Below are 22,380 nucleotides of genomic sequence, written 5' to 3'. Positions count from 1 at the left end.
GGCTAACGCCGTGACGAAGGCTTTGCGTCATGAGCGTCGTAGGCGGACGAATATTTCTCCGAGCAAGCATGTTGTACGGAAGCAAAATCGACAGCGTGCGGGCGCCAGCTCGAAGGTCGCAGCAAATCGCCGTCACTTATTCTTAATGCTTCACGGCCCCCGGAACGGCTTCGACTTAGGTCCAAACGTGCCTGCTCCTAGGTCGGAATAAGACGACCCAACAGGATCAGCAAAATCGCAGCCCGTTCGACCGTACCGGTCCGGCGGTATCCGCCATAGCGTCAAAGTTGGAGCAATCCGAGTTTCGGAGAATTCCGGAATTCGTATCCGCTACCGCCGGGCCGAAGACGGCAGACGTGGCATTCGCTCGAGTGGCCGTCGCCGAATGTGAAACGGCTCATGAGTAGGAGGGTGGTTCAGTGCTAAGGTGTAGCGAGGATAAAGTGTCGAATTCAAAAATTGCTGCGGCTGGGCAAGGAAAGCGTATCGCCAAATTAGCGGTGAGCATCGCGGCCTGCATCGCCTTCGGAACGACAATGGCGGCGGCGAAAGGCGGAACGGCGAAGCCCCCGAACCCGAAGAACCCTCCGCCCCCCGTCGGTGTCCTTCCCGCACCCAATCCGCTGACGCGGCTTACCCCGGCCACGGTCAGAACATTGACTCCGCCGACCGCCGCCGCGGATGCAAACATCCACGGCTTCGACGTTACCGGATTTGTTCAGAGCTATGATGCATCGGCTGCTTGCGCCGGCGGCGGCTCGGGCGGCAACGTGACGATCAACGGCACCAAAATCGTCATACCGTGCAATCTCGTCGTTCAGATGCCGGCGAATACCGTCACGTGGGCGGATTTCGTCACTGGCCTCGAAGGGCAAGTATCGCCTGAACCCTACGATTTGGCATCCATCACGAGCACCAGCCAGAACCCGTCGTTCGAGCTCCACCTTATCGGCAACGTCGTCAACGGTACCTATATCGCGGCGCTTGGCTACGCATCACAGCAATCGGTGAATAGCGGTACCGGCGTCATCTCAAGCATCGACTTCTCGACTGGCCATATCGTTGTCGCTTCGAATTCGGGCACGACCGTCGAACTCGAAATCAACGATCCGAAGGGCCGGTTCGGTCGTGCGACAAGCCGCGATGGCCGGCTTTCGGTAGACGATGCGAACCCGACGATTGTCGCGGCTACCGGCTATCCAATGTGCGTGCCCCGCACCAGCAACGGTCAGAATGACCCTCTGTGTCCGCAAAAGAACCGGCCGTCGAGCGTGGCTGGATGCCGGGACTTCATAACGGGCCTTGGTTTGACGCCGGCAACCGGCGGAGCGGGCGTTTTCTTCAATAACGGCGCCAATGGCGGTCCTGCGCCCGGCGGCGGTGTCTATTGCACAAGCTTCGTAATGAAGGCGCCGCTCGGGACAGTGCCGGATCCGACGTCTCATTACCCGCCGCCGTCAGCCATAGCTACGGCAACGGAGCCTGACGCCATGCAACAGGCTCCGTTCGAGCCCGGCGACCACATCACTTGGAACGGATCTCTGATGCGGGGTGTGACGGGCGCAAACGGCAGTGACGTCATCTCCGTGCACACGATCACCGCGGATGTCGGCATCTTCACTCAGCCGGGTACGCTCCCTGTCTATCTGCACATGGGCGAGTTCGGCGTGGCGGGCGACATCAACGCTGCCGGCCTGTCGATCGCCGGAATACCCGAGGAAGTGCAAAATCGATTGGTCGTCGAGGCCGACGTCACCGACATCACCTCGATCGTCGATGTCTATCTCGTCGATGAGGATGCCTCGGGTTCGGGTTTCGAGATTCAGCGTTGGGTCACACCGCTGAATATGACCGGAAGAACGAACGCAGGGTTAGATAGCGCGAAAGCCAGACCTACTGGCTTCCAGGGCGGCGGTGTCGTGCCGGGAGCTACGGGCGTCGTCTATCCGAAGCCTGCGGGCTTCGGGATCGAGGGTGGTATCGTTACGCAATGGGATGGCGCTCAAATCAGCCGAGCCCGCATTCGTGCCAGCAAAGCCACTCCGGGATTGTTGACGTCGCCGACCCGGACCATCCGGGTCGTTGCGAGATCTCTCTGCACACCTGCGGATATCAATCCGACGACCGGCGTGAGTTTCGCGGGCGTTACGATTGCGTCCCTCGGGTGGACACCAATGAACACTACGGCCCCGACGACGCCCGGCTTCACGAGCGACGGAACTTGTGTTGGCCGCGCGATCGCCGCCAACGGTCTAGCAACGGGTGAATACCTAGCCCCGGTGTTCGAGTTCATCTTCCCGGAGAATACCGGCCGAGGCGATCCGATCGTTTCGAACAATTTCTGGGATCTCAATTTCCTTTCCGGAGATGCGGCGGCACCGAACCCACTCGTTCCGCAACCGTGGTAATCGCCGGACACTGAATAGCCGCGGACGCCCAATTGCCAACGAGCATTCGGGCGTCCGCATCACTCGATTCACAAGCACGCGCTAAGTTTTGCGCGAATCCGGCGAAGTTAATGAGGTTCCGGTGCTCATCACATCCGCATCCCCTCTCGTTCGAACCGGCTGCTTAGCGGCTGCAGGATTCGCATTCTTAAGTGTTGGGGGCGCCTCGGCTGCGAGCGTTTCAATGACGACCGATGGCGACGCACACGTGGTCATCGAAGCCCAGGACGCAACCGTCCAAGACGTATTGCTCAAGCTTTCGGAAGGACGCGGCTTCAAAGTCGAACGCGCCGACGAAGCCCGAGATGATGCGAGAATAAGTGGCCGCTTCGAAGGGCCGCTTGCGCACGTTCTGGAGCGTGTTCTCGAGAAGGAAAACAATTTCGTCGAGCGCAGTCCGGATCAGCCTCGCACCATCGCCCGCGTCGTGCTTTACGGTGCGTTCCCCGCATCCGCCCCAGCGTCTGACGCGCAAACTGCACCGGCTGCGCAGCCTGTGGCTCCCCAACCGGCGCCCGTCGAGATTAAAGTTGCACCAACAGTCGCGATAGCGCCTACGCAAAATATCGCGAAGCCTACAGCTCCACGCCGTTCGCACCTGACACGACGGAAGCAGATTATTCGCTCCGTCGCGAGTTCAACAACGCCGGTTGTGAAATAGAGAACGCGCCGAGTCAGTTGACCGTTGCGAGAACGGAGTCGACGCACGAATCCAATTCAGCACTTCCGAAGTTGAGACTGCCATCGACAGGCTGTTCGCTTTTCTGCCAATCCTTCAAGAGAAAGCCGCCCGGGACTCGCGCCTCCAGAAAGATCGCGGCCTCTCTCGTAAAGCTGACAGCCGCGTTACGGCTCGACCGAACGGACACGCGGATCCTGATGGGCCGCGTATCGGACCGATTAAAAAGCTGAGTGGGAAGAGACAAAGCCGCAACTTCCGGACTAGCCAGCGCCGCATCCGGTAACGGATGCTTGGAGTGTACGGTGACTAGGGGGCGCGCAAGCGCCAAAACCTGCGGGGTCATGCCAAGGACCTGATCAAGTTCTCCGACCGTGACGAAAGGCGCGTTCTTTGGTCCGTGAGCAACACCGGCTGCCTCATACTCCGCTGCTTCTGCGCCGCCGGGTGTGGTTTCGTTGTCGCCGTCGCGAAAATCGATGACGGCAGCAGCCAAGCCTTTCGGGTTATCGGCTCCGAGATGGGAGAAAAGCGTCTCGAGGACCTCGTACGGTCCTAGATTGATGTCAATGAGACCCGCGACTGCGTTGACGGAAATGGTGGCAACTGCATTGCCGACAGCGCAACTGACTGGGGTACCATTCAGGCGAAAGACACCGAGGCGATCGATATCCACGCTCTTGCTGAGCAGGTATCTAATGGTGAGACGGGTGATGCCGTCGCTCAGCTCTTCGACCTCGGCCGCGCCGAGGAGATTGGCATTCGCCTTCATGTCGGTCGCGACTGTCCGCGTGAGGACTATGCTCGCCAACGCCAGCAGCGCCAAGGTGAAGAGCACGGGCACAAGAATGAACCCGCTTTCCGCCCGGTCGTCAGTAGACGGCTGCGCACGTGTGGCGGCCATATCCATTTACGATGATTATCCTGGCTCCCGTAAAGCACAGCATAACAAACTCGACGCGCTCGGGCAAAGCATCCGCTATTTTCGATGAATGCCTTTATGGTATTTTTGATTGTGCCTTGATCCGATCGATTTTGGCCGAGGGATATGGGACGAGCCGAATGCTCCGCCTAAAGAGCCAGGTGTCTGGTGCCGACGCCGGATTTACCCTTCTCGAGTTGCTCGTGGTTCTCGTGATCGCTGGACTGACGATTTCTGTTGCAATGGCGACCAGCCGCTCGAGAGAGCCCAATCTTCAGATACTATCTACGCAACTGACTTCCGAATTGAACTTCGCGCGGGTCTTGGCGATTAGCCAGAATCGGCCTGTTACTATGGTCGTCGACCAAAATAGCAGGATCCTTCGGTCAACCTCGTCGCGAACCGGAGTTCGCCTGCCCGATTCCATCCGAATGACGTTTTCTCCGATCGAAGGTATTGGTCGCTCAAGCCCAACGCCGCGACTCGTATTCTTTTCCGATGGCAGCTCCACGGGCGGTGTCTTCAAGTTGTCCGATCACTCGCGCGCTGTCGTTGTGCGCGTCGATTGGCTGTCAGGCGCCGTCACGCGCGACGGCGGGCGATGATGAAAAACGTGACCGATAAGGACGCTGGTTTTGGACTTCTCGAAGCCCTCGTCGCGCTTGTCGTCGTGGCGCTTGCTCTCTCTGCGCTTTGTCAGGCCATCGGAAATGCCTACAGAGCGTCGGCGCGCACCAAAAGCTATGCCGCTTCAATCATTGCTGCGCAATCTCAGCTGTCCAGGCTCGGCATAGATGAACCGCTGCAGAGCGGGAGCTTCGCGGGAACCTACTCGAATAATGTTCGATGGCGAATGACTGTTACACCGCTCGACAAGCAAGTCTCCGATGACGCTGCGCCGCCGGATTCGCGCGCCTACTGGGTGTCGCTCGAAGTTGTCGATCGTCGCGGGAAGGACGTATTCGTTCTGCAAACTGCCAAGATGCCCGGCAGGTTGCCGTGAGGAAAGAGTTCGCCGCTCGAAGCTCTGGTGACGCCGGCTTCACCTTGATCGAGATGCTGGTTTCACTTGCACTCCTGGCGCTCATTTCGGCGACGCTGATCCAGATGATCAACGGAGCCCGACGCGCGCTGAACTTCGCGGACCGGACAAATTCCGCAGTCCCGATCATGAATGCTCAAAACTATCTCCATAACGCGTTGATCCATGCTCTCGGCGTGGCTGGAGATTCCGATCATATCGCCTTCACGACTTCGTATGCGCCGCTTGGCGCCTACCAAGGCCTTTATCGAGTGAGCATAGGCCCCTCACCCAATGGGCACGGGGGATTTGATCTGGTCGCCGAACAAGAGCTCGTCCGTCAGGAAACAAACACGCCTGCGGCTACCCCGCATCTGCGATCCAGGCTCATCGAAAACATCGCGGGCGTAAGCTTCTCGTATTTCACGAAGCACGATGAAGGAGAAGATTCGTGGCAATCGGATTGGATTTCCGGGATGCCGACCATGATATCAGTCGACGTGCGCTTTCCTAGGAATGACGTGCGGAGATGGCAGCCGATGATCGTTTCCATCGCTGCGGCCGATACGAATGGCATCCGGTGCCCTAATCGCGTCAACTGCGGTTGAGCGGCGATTCTCGAAGGGTTAGCGTCGGGGAGCGCCTAGCTTCATCTGGTATCTGGCTCCGCCCGGTGGCGCCTCCCAGAACAACCCCTGCGGATATGCCGAACGCTCGCGCTCCGTGCAATAGCGCAGTCCATTGACCTCGGTGTAACAGTAGCGGCCGCAATACTCGTGTTGCCGAACCCAGTAACAGCCGCGGCGTTCCGGGCCCGCAGGATTGGGGTAATCCGGGACTTGATGGATTCGTCCTGCTTGCACCGGCGCGTTATCAATCGTCAGACTGGCTGCCATAAATGCCAGTATTGTCACGGCCGAGAGTTGGATTATTCGCATTCGATCCCTGCGCCTGCGTTCGTCCATTTCAGTCCGCAATTGAAAAAACGTCATTGCAGATAGCATTTCGGAGATTAGCCCAATTTGGTTCCGGTCGCAGGTACTGTCGCGCCACAGCCTGCAATGTATCAACCGGCTCAGCATCGCGGCAGCGCTGATGAGGGCGGCCATTGGCGCTGTTGGGTCGTTCCGCGAGCACGGTTCCACATCTTGAAGATAGGCATGGTTCCCTTTCCGGCGGGAATCTCAAATCCGGCTTCGCGGGCGAAAATGGCTCCCCCTTCCAACCGGGCTGCGACGGTCACTTCAAAGAAATGTCGCCCCGACGCTACGACGAATTCGGCGGGCACGCGGCCCTGCTCGAGAGACGATGCGTCGGCGTGGGGCAGTTGTGAAAACCCGCGCGTGACGATATCTGCCAACTGGCTCGATGTGGTGGCGGGGTCCAGTCCGGCAGTTCCCGAGTAGAGAGTTATGTACGGCCAAATCGCGTCGATCATTGCAGGGTCGAGACCTAGAACTTGTTGCAATTCCTCGCGGCTGTCGAAGGCAGTATTCTTCGGTCCCCAAGTTGCGCCCGCGGCGACATATTCATCATGCTCGGCTCCGTTCAACCGCCTGTCATCGTCGCGATCTCTGAAATCGATGATGCGGTCGGCGTACTGGCTTGCGGCCGCCGGCGTGGCCGTCAGACCGATGAAGAGGGCAGAAAGCAACCGGTCGTCTGCCAAGTTCAGATTGATTTTCCCGCCGGCTTCCTGAACTGCGACGACGAGTTCGGTGCCATCTTCGATGCGACAGGCCCATTCGCTTCCGTCGATCGGAAAGCGGGGTCTGCGACCGGTATCTCTCTCGGTTGCAAGCTCGAGGGCAACGATGTTGACGCCGGCATCGGCAGCCGCCTCTACCTGCGCCGAATGCGTGATCCCTGACGCCTCGTGAAGATAGCTCTGCACGGCACGGGAGAAGACGGCTGCGATGAGTGCGAGCAGCAGGCACATCGACAAGACAACGACTAGGATAAAGCCGCCTTCGTCGTGCGATTGCCGGCGCATGCGAGCGAAACCTATGAGCCTAACGGCGTTTGGCACACGGCGTGCCGCGCCCTAGCGAACAATCCGGTCAAGTTGCTCCCGGACATCGGGTTGCGTGCGCCGCTGCGGGCGGGTCGAGAGATTGAGATTATCGCGATATTCGGCAGTAACTTGATCAATCTGAAGTTGATCGCGGATTACCTGCGGGGTTATCGCGATGAGAAGTTCCGTTCGCTTTATCGAGTCGTCCTTGGTTTTGAAAATGTTTCCGACATACGGAATATTGCCAAGGATGGGGACTTGATCACGCTGGCGTGTGGCGCGGTCTTGAATGAGTCCAGCCAGCACTATGCTCTGTCCATCCTGGACATTCACCGTCGTCTTGATCCGGCGCTGCTGAATGGTGGGAGAGTCGATCGTCGACGTCGTCGTTTTTACGACGTCGCTGACTTCCTGCTCGATTTCCATCACGACCTTGCCGTCATCACTGACCCTCGGGGTGATGCCCAAAATCACGCCGGTATTACGGAACGACACGCTATTGATGATCGGTGCATCGCCGGCCGACACGGCCTGTGCCTGCTGTGTGACAATCGGGACTTCATCGCCAACCTGCAAAACCGCTCGCTTATTTTCCACCACCATCAAGGTCGGCGATGAGACGACGTTGACATCGGTTATCTCGCTGAGCGCGTTGATTGCGACCTTTATATTCGCGACATTCAGGAAGTAATTGAAACCGGGAAAGGCATTCGACACAGCTGTGCTCGCCACGTCGTTGAAGCCGAAGTTGTTGCCGCCCTTTTGGAAGAACCATCGCACGCCGAACTTCAAGTCATCTGTCAGCGTGACCTCGGCAATCGTCGCTTCGATCATCACCTGATTGCCAGCGACGTCTATCGATCGCAATATATTGCGTACGCGTTTGTACTCGGATTTCGTCGCGGTAATCACGAGGGAATTGTTCGGCTCGTCGGCGGTGACGGTAATTCCCGCGGAACGATCATCCGGTGGTCCTCCGGAACCGAACGCCGACCTCTGCCCGCCGCTCGCATCCAGCGCGTTTGCCTGCGAACCTCCGCCCACATCGCTCGCGGTATCCGAGCCCTTCGGCGATGGCGCTGGAGATAATCCTGCCGTCTGACCGGGAGGCGTGACGACCGGAGGCGCTACGGGAGAGACGTCCAAGCCACCGCCGGCATCGGCAGGCGATTGCGCGGCGCCGGGCCCATTCAACCCCTGCGACGGACCTCCCTGGGACGATTGCTGGTTCTGGCTGCCGGACCGATAGACTTTCTGCAGAAGCTGCGCCAGATCGGCGGCCGGCCTGTTCTGCACGTGATAAACGAAGACCTGCTTTTCCGTCGCCTGGCTCGCTTGGTCGATGCGGGCGAGCCACGTTTCCGCCTTCTTCAAATATTCGGGGCGTGAGCTGATCACCAAGACGGACTTGAGCCGCTGATTGGGTATAAAGCGCACAATCCCTTTGGTCGGGCTGTCCTTGTCGTTCGCGAAAATCACGTCCAACTCTTCAGCAATGGCTGCGGGATCGCCGGTTTCGACTGGCATAATCGCGAACGACATGCCTCGCATCCAGTCCACGTCGAAAACTCCGACCAGCTCCTTCATCGAATTCAGGGCGGATTGCGTACCGGAAATGAGAAGGAGGTTTCTGTTCGTGTCGACGCGTAGGACGCTGGCGTCGGGTGCGGCCGACTTCAGTATGCGCTCCATTTCTGGTGCGGCGACGTAAGTCAGCGGAACAATCTCATTGGCGAGGCCTATCTGGTTGGCCTTCTTTGAAAGACGCCCTTGCAGGGGTGCACCGGAGGCGGCCGCATCGGCGGCAGGTAGAACTTTGTAGACACCACCCTCAGCGACGACTGCGATATCTTCAGCGCGAAGAACGGATTCAAAAATCTCGAGCAGGCCCGCCTTGTCGACGGGATGCACCGTTCGTAGCGTGATGTAAGATTTTATCTTGTCGCTGACGACGTAATTCACTCCCAGGATATCGCCCAGGATGGTCTTGGCGACTTCCGGCACCGAAGCATTGACCAGATTTATCGTGATGCCTGCCGAGTTGACTTCGCTCGTCGGCGCGAGAGGAGCAACGCCGTTGGCTCCGTCTGCTACCGTCGCGCCCGTGGTTATCGGCGATGCGCCCGGCGGGGTCGCATCACCAACGCGTTTCCCGGGTTCTTTCGCGTATTCACCTGAGCCTGTGTAGACTCGCGCATCTTCAACCGATTGCGGCGAGGGGCTCGAAAGCGGTGTTCCCGTTGATTTCGACGCCAACAGGGACTTGGCATCCTTTGACGGACCAGTAATGGGGTCTGGCAAAGCCAGCTGTCCGTACGGCAACGAACAGCCCGCAAGCGCAAGGCTGCCGAGAAAGAGCAGAGCATGTCGATAATCAGCAAGCATCCCTACTCTCTGGCGCGATTCGCAGCCGCCGCTTAGCCACCTAATCGCATTTATACGCGGGATTAACACAATCCTTCGAAACAATTGTCGCTCACTCGCCGCCGAAAAATGAGTCCCCAGCCCGAAGTAAAAATTAGCCCACGGCAGATAGCAATATTTGCATACGTCTCATTGCGCAAACACGTGCCGATGTCCTCGGCAGCTCCGTCCGCATCTGTTGTATAATTGCCTTTCGGCTTGCCCCTCAATTCCGTCGCCGATTGGATGAAAAGCTAGAGGCCTTTGTTGAATATCGCTGCCTCGGCGGGCGATCTGTGAAATTACACAGCAAAGGCTGCCCAATCGCATCAGACCAAAGTCCGATGGCAATCAAGACAAATGGGCCTGATCGGGCGACCTAATCACCCGGAAACAGGTGCGTAGCGGGAATGAAGAGTTTGCCGCTAACTCGGGGTGCACCGCGGAGCTGCCTTGGCAGGGAACCGAGGTGTCGGAGCCGGGCGAATTGCCGGGCAGGTCAGGTCGATTTTTTCATCCAGCGTGCGGGGCTTTTTCAATGTACCTTCCCAAGGACGCGTCCAAAATTCGTCAGCGCGAAGCCGAAAATGCGCGCAGGAATCGCGCCGAGATCGTAAAGGCGCTGGCAGACGGTCAAATTACAAAGCGCGATCTTTTCAGATTGGGCCTGTTTACGGCGGGCGGCGTGCTGATAGCGAAGAACGGCCTCAGCCCGTTCGCGCGTAGCGCCTTCGCATCCGGACCGACCGGAGTGCCGCGGACGCCACTTGGCGCAGCGACCCCCTTTACGCAGCCTCTGCCACGCCTCCGTGAGCAAGCGCCGTTCAGTATGACCCGCGTGACGCCGAGCGGAAGCTCCAACCCCGCAGATCTGGCCGCCACAGATCCGAAACTTCACCAGGGCGATTGGGGCCAACCCGTCGATCGATGCAAGCGGCTTTCCTACCATGACGACTACACGAACTATCAGTCCGGCCAATCCAACAAAAATCCGTCGTCGAATGGAAATCCGTATGTAAATCCAACGACCCAGCGTGGGCCGATGGAAGGCCGGCCGCCCGGAGAGGCCTTTTCGCATCAACGTTGGGACGAGTACTTTCCAAAGACCGGATATTACATGTCCCTCGCCCAATGCCAGGACGGGACCAAGTTCCATCCGCTATTGCCGTCGCAGAATCCCAACAGTGTCTGGTGCTATGGAACGGGCGCGAACGCACGGGGCGTGATGCCGCCGCCCCTCATCAAGCTCCGCTACGGCGAGCCGACGATGATGCGCATCTATAACCGCCTGCCGACGGATCAAACGCAGAACGGCGGATTTGGACGCAACCAGAGCCAGCTGCATTTCCATAATATGCACAACGGTGCGGAGAGCGACGGCGCGGCAAACGTCCATCATTACCCTGGCACCTTCTATGATTACCGCTGGAGCATGACGCTCGCGCGGCGCGATTACATAAACACCGATGCGTCAGATGACAGGGCGTCAGGTCCGGACGGCAACGGTGGCCTCGTCAACGTTCCGGGCGATTGGAAAGAGCTCGTCGGCACGATGTGGGCCCACGACCACCGCTTCTTCTTCACCGCTGAGAATGTCTACAAGGGCAATCTCATGATGAACAATGTTTACAGTGGACGGGATCGCGGCAACGAAAGACCCTTAGGAAATGCCCGCGGCGATGCGGTCAACCTGCGCCTTCCAAGCGGATACGCGCGCGATTGGGGCAATTCGGATTTCGACGTCAATATCGTCCATTCCGATGGCGCCACCGATTCCAGCGGCCAGTATTTCTTCGATATTTTCACGACCGACGGATTCATCGGCGATCTTCCGCTCGTCAATTTCGCCTACAAACCGGTGATGGAAGTGCTGCCCCGGAAATACCGCTTCCGCATTTTGAACGCCAGCATGTCGCGTTTCATTCAGCTGGCCATCGCGGATTCGAAGGCGAAGGCGGTTCCTTTCCAATTCATCGCCAACGACGGCAACCTCGTCGTCAATCCGCTGACATTGACCCAGCTCGACCAGCAAGGAATCGCCGAGCGGTATGACATCGTCGTCGATTTTTCGAAATATCGCGTCGGGGACGAACTGTTCCTTGTCAATGTTCTGCAGCAGACAAGCGGCAACAAACCTGACAATGCCCTCTCGCTTGCCGATGCGTTCGCCGGAAAGTCGTCCGACCCCGTTGTCGGAAAAAACTTGAAATTCAAGATCGTCAGCCAGCTTCAGAGCGTGGACGATCCGACGCTTACCCTCCGCGCGACCGACCCGGATCTCAGCCAGGTTCCAGGCGTCCTCACGGAGCAAATTCCGATCATCACTCCCGTTCGCACGCGCGTCGTCGAGTTTGGCCGCGGCAACGGCGATTCGCGTGGAGCCAACGGACAGTGCACACCCGACTGCTCCGAAGTGGTTCAGGGATTCCCGTGGATCATAAAGGTGAACGGTCAATCCGCTCATTCCATGAACGCAAACCGGATATCTGAACTCATTACGCCGCTGAAGCCCGGTGAGGCAGAGCATTGGACGTACATAAATGGAGGCGGCGGATGGGATCATCCGATTCATCTTCATTTCGAAGAAGGCGTCACGATGAACCGTGGCAAAGACAGCATCCCGGCGACCGAGAAACTGGTGCGAAAGGACGTATGGCGTTTGCGGCCGTCGGGCCAGGTGCAATTCCAGGTTCGCTTCGGCGAGTACGGCGGATCGTATGTGAACCACTGCCACAACACGGTCCATGAAGACTTCGCGCTGTTGATGCGTATCCAGGTTCTGGGTGGCGAACGCACAGCGATCACGCCGACGCCAAATCCGACCGAAGACGGGATTGTCTGGACGACACCGCAAGTTCAGCCGGAAGGCGATCCCGCGAACACGAAGTTCTTCACGCAGAACGTTAGCGGTAGCGGCAGCGGCTCCTCCTCAGGCAGTTCGTCGGCATCCAGCAGCAGCTCAAAGTCCTCGGGCAAAGGCTGAGAGCGATTTGGATCTGATATGCCGGGCTCAAACTCTTGCGGATAGCTCGAGTTGGCTTGCGCTTTGATGGAGAGATCGTGCGTATTTTGAAACTTTCCGGCCTGCCGGTGGCGGCCGCCGTTGTCGCAATGACAGTAGCGGGCGCAGCCGGCCTTACGTGGGCTTGGCGAAGTTCCGGCATCGCGACGAGCACCGACTCATCATTCTCGACGGCCAATGCGGATGCCCGTTGGGGCGGAAATTACATGCCGAATGTTCCGGTTGTCGATCAGGACGGCAACCGGTTTCGGTTCTACGACGACCTTATCAAAGGCAAGAAGGTCATCATCAATTTCATCTATACGAGCTGCTCGCAAATTTGTCCGCTGACGACGTCACGACTCGCGATGCTGCAGGAGAAACTTGGCGATGCGGTTGGCCGCGATTTCTTCATGTATTCGATCTCGATCGATCCCGAGCACGACGGTCCCGCTGAGCTGAAGAAGCACGCCGGGGCCTTTCACGTGGGACCGGGATGGCGCTTCCTGACGGGCAAACCTGAAGACATCGCCGCCCTTCGCTACAAGCTCGGTGAAAGGGCCAAAAGCCTAAAAGATCACAAGCAGGAGATACTTCTCGGCAACGACAGCCTGGGCAGCTGGTCGCGCGATTCGGTGTTTGGCGATCTCGATCAGCTGGCCCTTACTATTCGTTCGATGGACCCCGATTTCAGGCTCGCGGACGCTTCTGCAAGCGCCGCGGAACCCGGGGCCGTCGAATTGGCTCCAGGCCAAATGCTATTTGCCAGCATGTGCGCCGGTTGCCATACGGTCGGCGGCGGAGATCGCGCCGGGCCGGATTTGAAGAACGTTGCAAGCCGTCGCGATCGTGAGTGGATCAAGAGCTTTGTTTCGCGACCCGATCTGATGTTCGCGCGGCTGGATCCGATCGCTATGCGCCTTGCGGAAAAATTTCCCGCAGTGCGGATGCCGAATCTGGGACTTTCGCCATCCGATGCGGAGGACGTACTCTCATACGTCACTTCGCTGTCCCGTCCGCAACCGACAACAGGCGTTGCTTCTCACGAGAAGCAGGGCATGCAAAAAATGCCCGAGTAATCAGCGATTGAAGGCCGTTACCTTGTTGTCAGTTATCGGCGTGTTGTAAGAAATTCGCAGTTCGTACTGCTTGCCTTCGTTTTCTATAACAGCCATTTCGCTTCTGATGGCGCGGACGCGCCAACCCTCGATCGAGTCGCCGATGAATACCCAGCTGCCGGCAGCCCCGCTTGATTCTCGGATCAAAGCACGGTCATCGCCCACGCCGGTGTGAAGTATGCCGACAAGCAGCAACTGATCCGGGGACACTGCTGGCACCATTGATTGAGGAGCAGGTTCGGCGACCGTGATCTTCTTCGGTTCGATGGGACGGCGCGACGAGTTGAATATCGGCCGTGCCGTCGTCTGAGAGAGATTACCGGCCCGCGGCGGTGGAGCGATAGTGGTCTCGCCTCCCTCAGAAACCGCTTTGTCACCGCCCTCCACGCCGTCGAGATCAGCCGAGATATCAATCGGCTTGGACCATTGATCCCAGGCGAAATATGCAAAGGCGGCGTTCGTCACTACGAGGGCTGCCATAATCATATGACCACCCGAAATGTCTCTAATCTTGCCCGCTAACATATCACTCACTCTTCGAACGTAACGCTACTGCGTACACATCAAATCTAGCATCGAGGGCGCCGGCTTCGTCGTCGTTCGACACGCCACCAAGAGAGGACGGCGTGATTTGCAGATAGTCGACGAGCAAAGCCGGTTGATGCCCCTCGATGTCGAGAAGAACCTTTTGCAATTTTTCAATGGGCGCGCTGATTTGAACTTGCGCACCGACTAGGTGCAGCTCGTTGCGATCACGGCCGGGGAGACCTCGCGTCAATCGGGGTTTCACGCCATTCGCCGCCATGATCTGGGATAACTGCGACTGCACCGATGCGAGTCGAATAGCTTCGCTCTCACCTACGATGAACAGACCGCTGTTGCGCGCGGCTTCCGCACGCCGGTCAAAATTTTGAATATTATCGCGATCGTCGACGATCGTCTGCAATCGGCCCAGCACGCTCCGCTCGCGTTCGATACTGTCCTTGACCTCGGAAACGGGACTCGCAAGCGGGATTACAACGGCAGCTGCCACACAGCCGAAGACGAGCAGCGCGAGACCAACCGCAATAAGCTGCCGCATGGGTTTTGTGATGCGGTAAATCATTGCGCTTCTTCCCCTGCCTTCTCGACTTCTTCTGCGACGTTGCGCAAGCGCACGCGAATGCCGAAGCGTTCCTTATCTTGAAGAGGATCGAATGTGAGGGCCGAGGTCGAAGTCGCGTCAACAAAGAGAGGGGATTTCTCGAGGATCGGCACGATTGCGCTTGCGGACGTCGCGAGGCCGGAGATGTCCACCGTCGCTCCGCTGATCTTGACGTCGCTCACCCAAGCAGAATCGGGCAGAAGCCGCGTCAGCTCTTCCAGAATCGCGACGCGCGAAACCGTTTCCCGCCGGAGTTGATTGAAGCTCGCAATTGCCGAGGCCGTCGTTTGATATTTCGCTGTCATGTCGCGAACGGACTGCGCTTCGTCCTTCAGACGCGCCGTTTCGGACTGCAACAGCTCCAGCGCCGCTTCGTGTCTCGAGACATCAATATATGCGCCGGCTGCGGCGAGAACGACAGCGCAACTGGCAAGCCCAAGAAGCAACTTCATCCTCAAACTCGCGTCGCGGCCGCTTGGAACTTCGAGAAAGTTTATTGGAGCGATGGCCCCGGCCGCATCGATGCATTCGAGAGACGTAACCTTGAGCCCTAGAGCTTCAATGTCGGACTTCAGCCCATCCACGAGCGATCGCTTGATAATGTATTGCCGAAGCGACTGCCTCCCCCCACCGCTTCGCGATGGGTCGACCGTGTGTGCGGTATATACGTCCTTCTGCTTGAACGGGGTGGTGCGCTCCAAATCGAGAGAGAGAAGCACTGGGAAATCGCGAGCTGCGGCGCCGGGAAGAGTGACATTGCGCACGAAGCACGCCCGTTGCGGAACACGGATGCCGATCGTTGCCGACCGGTTTGCACGCCCAACGGATGCGACGAGCGACAATATTTCCGACAACGAAAGTGCGGCTTCGTTCGCGATATTCGAGGAGGTGCGCGGCTTCCGAGGCTCGATCAAACGATAGCCACCGGACTCAAGCACGGCGACCGTATATAGATTGGGGTTATCTGAAGCGACCACAGGTGCCGGCGACAGGATGCCGGTCAGCTCTGAGCCCCACCACGTAAAAAAGCGTGAGAGCGGATCGGAAATCGACGCTAACATACAAGAAACTCGTTACCCGTTACGCAAAAACCTCTTCATGCAATGCAAGTACGCGGCCAAAGCAGCTCACAAAATGTGATGGACCGCCTCTTTTCTCCGCACACTGTAAATAAGCTCCCGACGCGTTCGATTGGCAACTTAATTATAATGGCACTTCGGAAATTTCGCTATTGAAGTTGGGAGCGTGGTTTTACCCAAATAGAGTCAAGAAAGATTCGACGATGCATTCCTGCTTCGCACGCGGTATCAATTTCAAACATTAAAGCTTTAGACCCATCGGTATTTATTCGCATGCCCGATAGCACGACCGCTCTCAAACGATTTCGGGACAGCCTGAAGGCTGAACACCTTCATGGATCGGGCGGCCGCTCCGCGGCGCTGTTCGCGGGCTTCTGTCTATTGTACTTGCTCACCGGTGCGCCGGCCCTTTCGGAAGAGGTTTCTGCGGGCGCGATCGCCATCTCACTCTGCCTGGCCGCGACGCTCGCGCTCCTCAGCGCAATCGATATTCAGATCCAACGGTTGCCCGATATTCTAACGTTACCGCTTGCTGTTGTTGGTATTCTCGTAACTTCAGTCGGTTCTTGGGAACAAGCGCTCTGGCATGTGGCGGCAGCCGTACTTGGCTTCCTCATGCTCTACGGGATCTCCCAGTTCTATCGCTATTTTCGAAACAAAGACGGACTGGGGCTCGGAGATGCGAAGCTTTTGGCGGCTTCCGGAGCCTGGCTCGGCATTGTCGGATTACCCAGCACACTGCTCATCTCCAGCGTGTCGGCGGTGACTGGCGCTTTGCTTGCAAAACTAATTGGAATTGACGTAACACGAGAGACCCGAATTCCATTCGGGCCATTTATATCCTTTGGTCTATGGTTTGTTTGGCTATATGGGCCTTTGGTCTGATTCAGATTCAGACTTTTTTGCGTGCGGGATTGGGATGTTTTCAATGAAAATCTCTGCTCGGTTCAGCAAAGGCAAAGCAGCTAATGCGGCTATAAATAAGAACGCAAAGGCCGATGCCGGATTTACGCTTCTCGAACTCCTTGTAGTTCTTGGAATTATCGCGCTTCTGGCGACGGTCGTGGCTCCGCAAGTTCTTCACTATCTCGGCAAGGCCCGCACCGAGACGTCCAAGGCGCAGATCTCGGCTATTTCGACGGCGCTTGAACTCTATGCCTTGGACAATGGCACCTTTCCTTCACAACAGGCCGGCCTCAACGCTTTGGTCCAAGCGCCGCCGCGCGCTGGAAATTGGAAGGGCCCTTACCTCAAAAAAGCTCAGGGACTGATAGATCCGTGGGGTCGCCCTTATCAATATAGATTTCCCGGGCCGGGCGGTGGTCCTGAAGTGTACACTTTGGGACGCGATAATAGCGCGGGCGGTACAGGTGAAGACCAAGACGTCTCGAACTGACGCACTGAGCCTATTGCTGAGTTTGAAGGTGCAGCTCGATGCGCCTCGAACGGACCTCGGATCGCGCGCCTGGCGAGTTGTATGTTAATTTCACGACCGTCGGCAGAGCGTTTTTGCGTGTCCACGACTCGTTCCACTGAGCCTCTTTCGATGTCTCCGGAACGCCGAAGTAGCTCAGCGTGAAGCCTGTAGCATCGGGCAGCAATATCCGCTGGCGTTGCTGCTGGGGCGCATCACGGTGATCGGCATTGGACCGAAATGGCTGCCAAGTTAGGGCCAGCTGATCCCGGCCGTCCGGCGTCTCGATCGGCGATAGAGAGAACAAGAAAAGTCCGCCCGGTTCATCCTGGCTGATCATGGGTGCAACAAACTTTACCGCACGGGGCTCACCGCTGAATACGATCGCTAGCAAGCCGTCGGGCGAATGTTGGTAGATGGGCATCGCCTGGGCTAGGCGCCGCTCCAGAAAACTGAGCGACGCCGTGAAAGTGGAATCTCTGTCGATCTTTGCCGTCACTTTGAAGACATTCTTCGTGAGGCGAAGAGCAGGTGGGATTGCCGTCAACAAGAGTGAGACAAGAACGAGAGAAAGGAGAACTTCGAGTAACGTGAAGCCCGCCTCGGGTTTGACGCCCTGCTCTGTCCCCACGGCTTTCGTCATGGCGCAGGCACGATTTTTAAAGTCTTCAGGCTGAGCCTTCTTGAGTGCAAGCCGGCACTCTCGCGCCAATCGACGTCGACTGAAACCCAATATCCGTCGATCTTTGTGGGCTCATCGGAAGACGCTTCCGGAATGTACTTTGAAACGGATTTCTCCCAGAACATCCCGCCGCTTTCACCGGTTTCATGTAGCGCATCCTTCAGTGCGTTCGTTGCCCCTGCCGTCTGCAGAACCGAGCGCGCAATTTCCAGTGCCGCAGCTTCCCGGTCTCCGATGCGCAGGCCGCGCATTCCGCGATTGAGAGAAAGCTGGACAGCAACGAAGACACCCGCGAAACAGACCAGCGCGACAATGGCTTCAATGAGGGTGAACCCGCTATCGCGGGTTCGCGATGAATTAGAAATCGCGCTCAACTTGGGTCGCTCCGGTCATCCAATCGACCATGACGTCGGCCTTCTTGTTGCCGGCCTTGAGAAAAATGTTTCCGCCCGCAGAGCTGCCGTCGGGCTCGAAACTCACCCTCGCGAGCGGCATCGATCCGGACTTGCCGATCGAAGCACTGATCTCTATGCCAGCTGGAACATAATGAACGCGGCCATTTTCGCCGGTCCAATACTTTCTATGCTCAGCGTCAATCGTCACCGATTGGTTGGTGCCCGTTCGTATGGCATCGGCGCGAGCTGCGCGCAATTCGGCAGCGAGACCTGTTGCAACACTGCGGAGCGTCATTGCGCTGCTTTCGTTTCGCGTCTTCGGAATTGCGACCGCACCTGCCAAGGCGAGAATGACGAGAACGACGAGCAATTCGAGCAGCGTGAAGCCACCCTCGCCGCCGCCGCGTCTCCCTATGACTGTCATTGCAGCGCCAGATCGTTGATGCTCAGGATCGCATTCATCACTGAAAGGATGAGCCCACCAACCAGGACGCCGATTAGGAGCGTCATGACCGGCGTCAGCAGCGTCATCATGCGGGAAATTTGGCGCGCGACGGTCGCCTCGTAGATGGTGGCGACGCGAGTCAGCATCGGTTCGAGCTGGCCCGTTCGCTCGCCGACTGCGATTAGGCGGAGCGACAGCTCGGAGAAAAGTCCGGATTGCTCAAGCGGCTTCGAAAGCGTGCCACCTTCCTTCAACGTTTCGCCAGCGCGTGTGACCGCCGCCGCGAAAGCGCGGTTTCGAAGGACCGAGGCCGAGAGACGAACGGCATCCAGAACTGCAACGCCATTCCGAGTGAGCGTCGCGAGCGTGCGTGCCAGGCGTGCGGTCTCACGGTTTGCGGAGAAGCTGCCAAACAGAGGCAGGCGGAGAAGTGCGCCGTCCACCCATTGACGAAGTCCGGCATTGCGAACAGCGAATGCAACAGCGATGAAAAGCCCGGCAAAGACGGCAAGAACAAACGCCCAGTTTGCCGATGCAAACGCTTCCGCATCGACAAGGAATTGCAGAGATGCGGGTGGCGGGGCGCCTGCGTCTTTGAACAGTGGCAGAACGGTCGGTAACAGGACAGTTAGAATGACGCCAACGGCGACGGCCGCCGCAGCCATAAGGATTGCCGGGTAAAGCAGGGCTGACGTTATCTGGGATCTCAACTCCGACGATCTCTCGAGGAAAACGCTCATGTCTTCCAGCACGTCGCCGAGCGAGCCACTGGCTTCACCGGACTCGACAAGTTTCCAATAATACTCCGGGAAATCGCGACCCCGCGCCGCCATGGCACCCGACATCGACGCCCCGCCGCGCACCGCCTCAAGGATTGCCTGCGTGCTCTTTCTCACGCGTGCAGGAATGAGAGGTTGCAGGCTGACGATCCGCAGCGCTTCATCCAAGGGCAGATCGGCATTGATGAGTATTGACAGTTCTCGGGTGAAAAGCGCCAGCCCGGAAAGGGGGAGCGATCCCCCGCCGAAGACCTCGCGCTCCCACCAGCGTTGGCCGCTGACCGCCTTGGCTTCGAAAAGTTCCGACGTGTAGAGACTTTGCTTATGAAGCGCCTCTAGCGCTGCTTCGCGCGAGCGTGCCTCGATATCACCCTTCTTTAAGGTGCCGCGCTGATCGTAAGCTCTGTATCGGAATCGAGGCATGTATCAAACCGGGCTACGCGCATGACTTCTTCGACTGTCGTCTCGCCTTTAAGTGCCTTCAATAGACCAGCTTGTAGCATGGTGGTCATGCCCTGAGCCATACTCACTCGTTCTATTTCGCCTTCCGAATTTCCCATCGAAATGGAATCGCGAATCTCCTCGGACATCGTCAGCAACTCGTAAATCGTGGTGCGCCCAGCGAAGCCTGTCTGCCGGCATGCCGGACATCCGACGGCCCGATGCAGCCGCGGTTCTTCGCCATTCAACAGTGTGACAGGGTCTGCTCCAGTCGACCGCAACCAGCGCAGAACGCGCGCAGTCTCGGGCGATGGCTGCGAGCAGCTCGCGCAAAGCTTTCTGACCAACCTTTGCGCCAGCACGCCCTTAACGGTGGAAGTCAGTAGGTACTTTTCGACGCCCATGTCCAACAGGCGTGTCAGCGTCGCGGCAGCACTGTTCGTGTGAACCGTCGAGAGCACCAAATGCCCCGTCAGCGAGGCTTGAATTGCGATTTGCGCCGTTTCGAGGTCGCGAATTTCGCCGACCATGATGATGTCGGGATCCTGACGGAGGATCGATCGCAAGGCCGTCGCGAATGTCAGTCCAATTTTCGGCTGCACCTGGATCTGGTTGACGCCCGGCAATTGGTATTCGATCGGATCTTCGACCGTGAACACTTTACGTTCAGCCGAATTCAAAAGGCTGAGGGCGGTATAAAGCGTCGTGGTCTTGCCGCTTCCGGTCGGGCCGGTGACCAAGATGATGCCGTTAGGCTGATCCAGCAGCTGGCGGAGATCGTCGTAGGAGCCGCCCGAAAACCCGAGCTTGGGAAAGTCGAGTTCGACACTGCTTCGATCGAGAAGCCGGAGAACGATGCTTTCTCCCCACAACGTCGGCATCGTCGAGACGCGGAGATCGATCTCCCGTCCGCGAACATTCACTTTGATGCGACCGTCTTGGGGGAGGCGACGCTCGGCAATGTTCAGCCGCGCCATGATCTTAACGCGAGACCCTAGGGCTTCCCGTACGCTGATCGGCAGCGTTTCTATGGTATGCAGAATACCGTCGAGGCGGATGCGCACCCGCACGCAGTCTTCGCGCGGTTCAATGTGGATGTCTGAAGCCTGTTCGTTGGCTGCGCGTACGATCAGGTCTTGAACAAGACGGATGACCGGCGCTTCGCTGGCCATATCTTCGAGACGCTGAACGTCGGCGTCGCTGACCTCCGCGGTGGCAGCCGCTGAACCCCCGTCAATTTCCGATTTGGCGACATTGTCGCCGTAGAGCTTTCCAATTGCCCTCTCAATATCTCCAAAGGCCGCGACGCAGAGTTCGATCGGACGGCCTATCAAGTAGGAGATTGCGGCAACGGCATCGCCATTGAATGGGTCCGCCACTGCCAGCTCGATTTTTTCCCCTTTTTCGGCCAGCGGCAGCACGCCGCTGTGCTTCAGGAATGCGGCGTCTATCTCTTGCGAAAAAAGCGGCCTCTCGGGAAAAGCATCTTCGGAGACCAGCCTAAGACCGCAATATGCCGACAAAGCTTTTGCCATCAGCCTGTCTGAGAGCAGCCCAAGACGCATGATGACCAAGTCAAAGCGTTCGCCGGATTGCTTTTGCGCGCGCTGCGCGCGCCGAATTGCCAGCTCGTCCAGGAACGAGTTCGATTGAAGAAACGCCGAGAATTGCTCGATGAATTCGGCCGCGCGCGGATCGCTCTGACGTGAACTCACATCGAGCGCGATTTCCTCCGCCTCAATCGCCACCTTCTTAAACTCCCGCATATAAATTCAAGCTAACTTAAATTTATTTTGCGCCTTTCAATTCATTACTTCCAGTAGGGTCACACCAATATCGTGAATATCTTTCGCCCGGCGGTGCGAAGTCGGCCTGTTCCAAAAATCGGTCGTGGGCGGAACAACGACAACGGAATGGCCGAGATACGCCAAATCGGAAACGATGCTTGTCGGGAGGGTTTCCTCGTCGATGGCAATCACACAGGCCGGGCGGCCGCAGACAAGGGCCAAGCCTGCCTCAATCGGGAACCAACCTTCGAGAATCACTTCGCTCCGACTGTTTACAGCATGGATCTCTAGCCCTTCCTCCCGGACTGTGAGGCCAACGCTCCAGACGCCTGCCTGTTCGGCTTCCAAGTTCATGTCCAGCCTCGTTACGTTTCTGTCGGTATGCCAGCATTACCCTCCTACTAAATCTGCCCTGACAGTTGTTCACCGGACGCTGTCAGAAACTTGTCAGGAAGAAGAGTGTAAGGCGGCTACACCGCAATTAATAAAGATAGAATTTAGTCTAAATCGGCTTTGCTTTAAGTTGAGAAAAATATCTGGAACCGCTATAAACTTCGTCAGTCGACGGACGTTCGGCCAGCATTGCAGATTGTAGAATAGTAACGGTAA

21 protein-coding genes are annotated in these 22,380 nt (G+C 57.7%); 9 read left to right on the top strand and 12 right to left on the bottom strand.

The features are described from left to right. Positions 1-443: 443 nt before the first annotated feature. Positions 444-2,408, top strand: a complete 1,965-nt coding sequence (locus tag G359_RS03575; protein ID WP_045835017.1) for a hypothetical protein — start codon at positions 444-446, stop codon at positions 2,406-2,408. Between the two features lie 223 nt (positions 2,409-2,631). After that, complete coding sequence (locus tag G359_RS03570; RefSeq protein ID WP_045835016.1) at positions 2,632-3,108, top strand: hypothetical protein; 477 nt, start codon at positions 2,632-2,634, stop codon at positions 3,106-3,108. A gap of 13 nt (positions 3,109-3,121) precedes the next feature. Here the strand turns inward: G359_RS03570 and G359_RS03565 are convergent, their stop codons facing one another. Continuing rightward, positions 3,122-4,036, bottom strand: coding sequence for a type II secretion system protein GspK (locus tag G359_RS03565; RefSeq protein WP_045835015.1), 915 nt, complete (start codon positions 4,034-4,036; stop codon positions 3,122-3,124). A 5-nt stretch (positions 4,037-4,041) separates the two neighbouring features. Here G359_RS03565 and G359_RS21085 point away from each other — a divergent pair, with 5 nt between their 5' ends. The 3 genes from G359_RS21085 to G359_RS03550 are packed head-to-tail and all read left to right on the top strand — an operon-like array spanning position 4,042 to position 5,677. Then, entirely contained in the window at positions 4,042-4,653 is a 612-nt protein-coding gene (locus G359_RS21085; RefSeq protein ID WP_045835014.1) for a GspH/FimT family pseudopilin, read from the top strand. After that, entirely contained in the window at positions 4,650-5,051 is a 402-nt protein-coding gene (locus G359_RS03555; RefSeq protein WP_045835013.1) for a prepilin-type N-terminal cleavage/methylation domain-containing protein, read from the top strand. Before G359_RS21085 ends, G359_RS03555 begins: the two co-directional genes overlap by 4 nt. Continuing rightward, positions 5,048-5,677, top strand: a complete 630-nt coding sequence (locus G359_RS03550) for a prepilin-type N-terminal cleavage/methylation domain-containing protein (protein WP_045835012.1) — start codon at positions 5,048-5,050, stop codon at positions 5,675-5,677. Before G359_RS03555 ends, G359_RS03550 begins: the two co-directional genes overlap by 4 nt. A 467-nt stretch (positions 5,678-6,144) precedes the next feature. On the opposite strand, the gene G359_RS03540 is transcribed toward G359_RS03550, so the two are convergent. After that, positions 6,145-7,062, bottom strand: a complete 918-nt coding sequence (locus G359_RS03540) for a type II secretion system minor pseudopilin (protein ID WP_045835010.1) — start codon at positions 7,060-7,062, stop codon at positions 6,145-6,147. Positions 7,063-7,113: 51 nt separating this feature from the next. Continuing rightward, positions 7,114-9,468 carry a type II secretion system secretin GspD gene (gene gspD, locus G359_RS03535; RefSeq protein WP_052699170.1) on the bottom strand — a complete coding sequence of 785 codons (2,355 nt, stop codon included), beginning with the start codon at positions 9,466-9,468 and terminating at the stop codon, positions 7,114-7,116. Between the two features lie 556 nt (positions 9,469-10,024). On the opposite strand from gspD, the gene G359_RS03530 reads away from it, so the two are divergent. Both G359_RS03530 and G359_RS03525 read left to right on the top strand, forming a co-directional pair. After that, positions 10,025-12,469: a multicopper oxidase domain-containing protein gene (locus G359_RS03530; RefSeq protein ID WP_082072780.1), complete on the top strand. Its 2,445-nt coding sequence runs from the start codon at positions 10,025-10,027 to the stop codon at positions 12,467-12,469. Positions 12,470-12,546: 77 nt separating this feature from the next. After that, entirely contained in the window at positions 12,547-13,566 is a 1,020-nt protein-coding gene (locus G359_RS03525; protein ID WP_156150656.1) for an SCO family protein, read from the top strand. On the opposite strand, the gene G359_RS03520 is transcribed toward G359_RS03525, so the two are convergent. From G359_RS03520 to G359_RS03510, 3 genes are read right to left on the bottom strand one after another with little or no spacing between them, the layout of a single operon-like run. Beyond that, positions 13,567-14,085 carry a hypothetical protein gene (locus G359_RS03520; protein ID WP_045835009.1) on the bottom strand — a complete coding sequence of 173 codons (519 nt, stop codon included), beginning with the start codon at positions 14,083-14,085 and terminating at the stop codon, positions 13,567-13,569. A gap of 46 nt (positions 14,086-14,131) precedes the next feature. Continuing rightward, on the bottom strand, positions 14,132-14,710 hold the full coding sequence (gene gspM, locus G359_RS03515) for a type II secretion system protein GspM (RefSeq protein WP_045835008.1): 579 nt from the start codon (positions 14,708-14,710) through the stop codon (positions 14,132-14,134). Next, positions 14,707-15,810: a PilN domain-containing protein gene (locus tag G359_RS03510; protein ID WP_045835007.1), complete on the bottom strand. Its 1,104-nt coding sequence runs from the start codon at positions 15,808-15,810 to the stop codon at positions 14,707-14,709. Before G359_RS03510 ends, gspM begins: the two co-directional genes overlap by 4 nt. A gap of 399 nt (positions 15,811-16,209) precedes the next feature. Here G359_RS03510 and G359_RS03505 point away from each other — a divergent pair, with 399 nt between their 5' ends. Further along, positions 16,210-16,713: a prepilin peptidase gene (locus tag G359_RS03505; RefSeq protein ID WP_197077527.1), complete on the top strand. Its 504-nt coding sequence runs from the start codon at positions 16,210-16,212 to the stop codon at positions 16,711-16,713. A gap of 43 nt (positions 16,714-16,756) precedes the next feature. Beyond that, entirely contained in the window at positions 16,757-17,224 is a 468-nt protein-coding gene (gene gspG, locus G359_RS03500; RefSeq protein WP_045837597.1) for a type II secretion system major pseudopilin GspG, read from the top strand. A 10-nt stretch (positions 17,225-17,234) separates the two neighbouring features. On the opposite strand, the gene G359_RS03495 is transcribed toward gspG, so the two are convergent. From G359_RS03495 to G359_RS03470, 6 genes are read right to left on the bottom strand one after another with little or no spacing between them, the layout of a single operon-like run. Continuing rightward, positions 17,235-17,885, bottom strand: coding sequence for a prepilin-type N-terminal cleavage/methylation domain-containing protein (locus tag G359_RS03495; RefSeq protein ID WP_045835006.1), 651 nt, complete (start codon positions 17,883-17,885; stop codon positions 17,235-17,237). Beyond that, positions 17,882-18,298, bottom strand: coding sequence for a type II secretion system protein (locus G359_RS03490; protein WP_045835005.1), 417 nt, complete (start codon positions 18,296-18,298; stop codon positions 17,882-17,884). The genes G359_RS03495 and G359_RS03490 overlap by 4 nt, the downstream gene beginning before the upstream one ends. After that, positions 18,282-18,743, bottom strand: a complete 462-nt coding sequence (locus tag G359_RS03485) for a GspH/FimT family pseudopilin (protein ID WP_045835004.1) — start codon at positions 18,741-18,743, stop codon at positions 18,282-18,284. Before G359_RS03485 ends, G359_RS03490 begins: the two co-directional genes overlap by 17 nt. Further along, positions 18,740-19,966 carry a type II secretion system F family protein gene (locus tag G359_RS03480; RefSeq protein WP_045835003.1) on the bottom strand — a complete coding sequence of 409 codons (1,227 nt, stop codon included), beginning with the start codon at positions 19,964-19,966 and terminating at the stop codon, positions 18,740-18,742. Before G359_RS03480 ends, G359_RS03485 begins: the two co-directional genes overlap by 4 nt. Next, positions 19,921-21,732, bottom strand: a complete 1,812-nt coding sequence (locus G359_RS03475; RefSeq protein ID WP_245279917.1) for a GspE/PulE family protein — start codon at positions 21,730-21,732, stop codon at positions 19,921-19,923. The genes G359_RS03480 and G359_RS03475 overlap by 46 nt, the downstream gene beginning before the upstream one ends. 54 nt (positions 21,733-21,786) lie before the next feature. Then, the gene (locus G359_RS03470) at positions 21,787-22,125 is read right to left on the bottom strand and encodes a hypothetical protein (RefSeq protein WP_045835002.1); all 339 of its coding nucleotides are present in this window, start codon (positions 22,123-22,125) and stop codon (positions 21,787-21,789) included. Positions 22,126-22,380 lie beyond the last annotated feature (255 nt).

Source organism: Hyphomicrobium sp. 99, assembly GCF_000384335.2.
Classification (GTDB): Bacteria; Pseudomonadota; Alphaproteobacteria; order Rhizobiales; family Hyphomicrobiaceae; genus Hyphomicrobium_B.
Note: the sequence above shows the minus strand (reverse complement) of the source record. Positions and strands in the feature narration are given on the sequence as shown.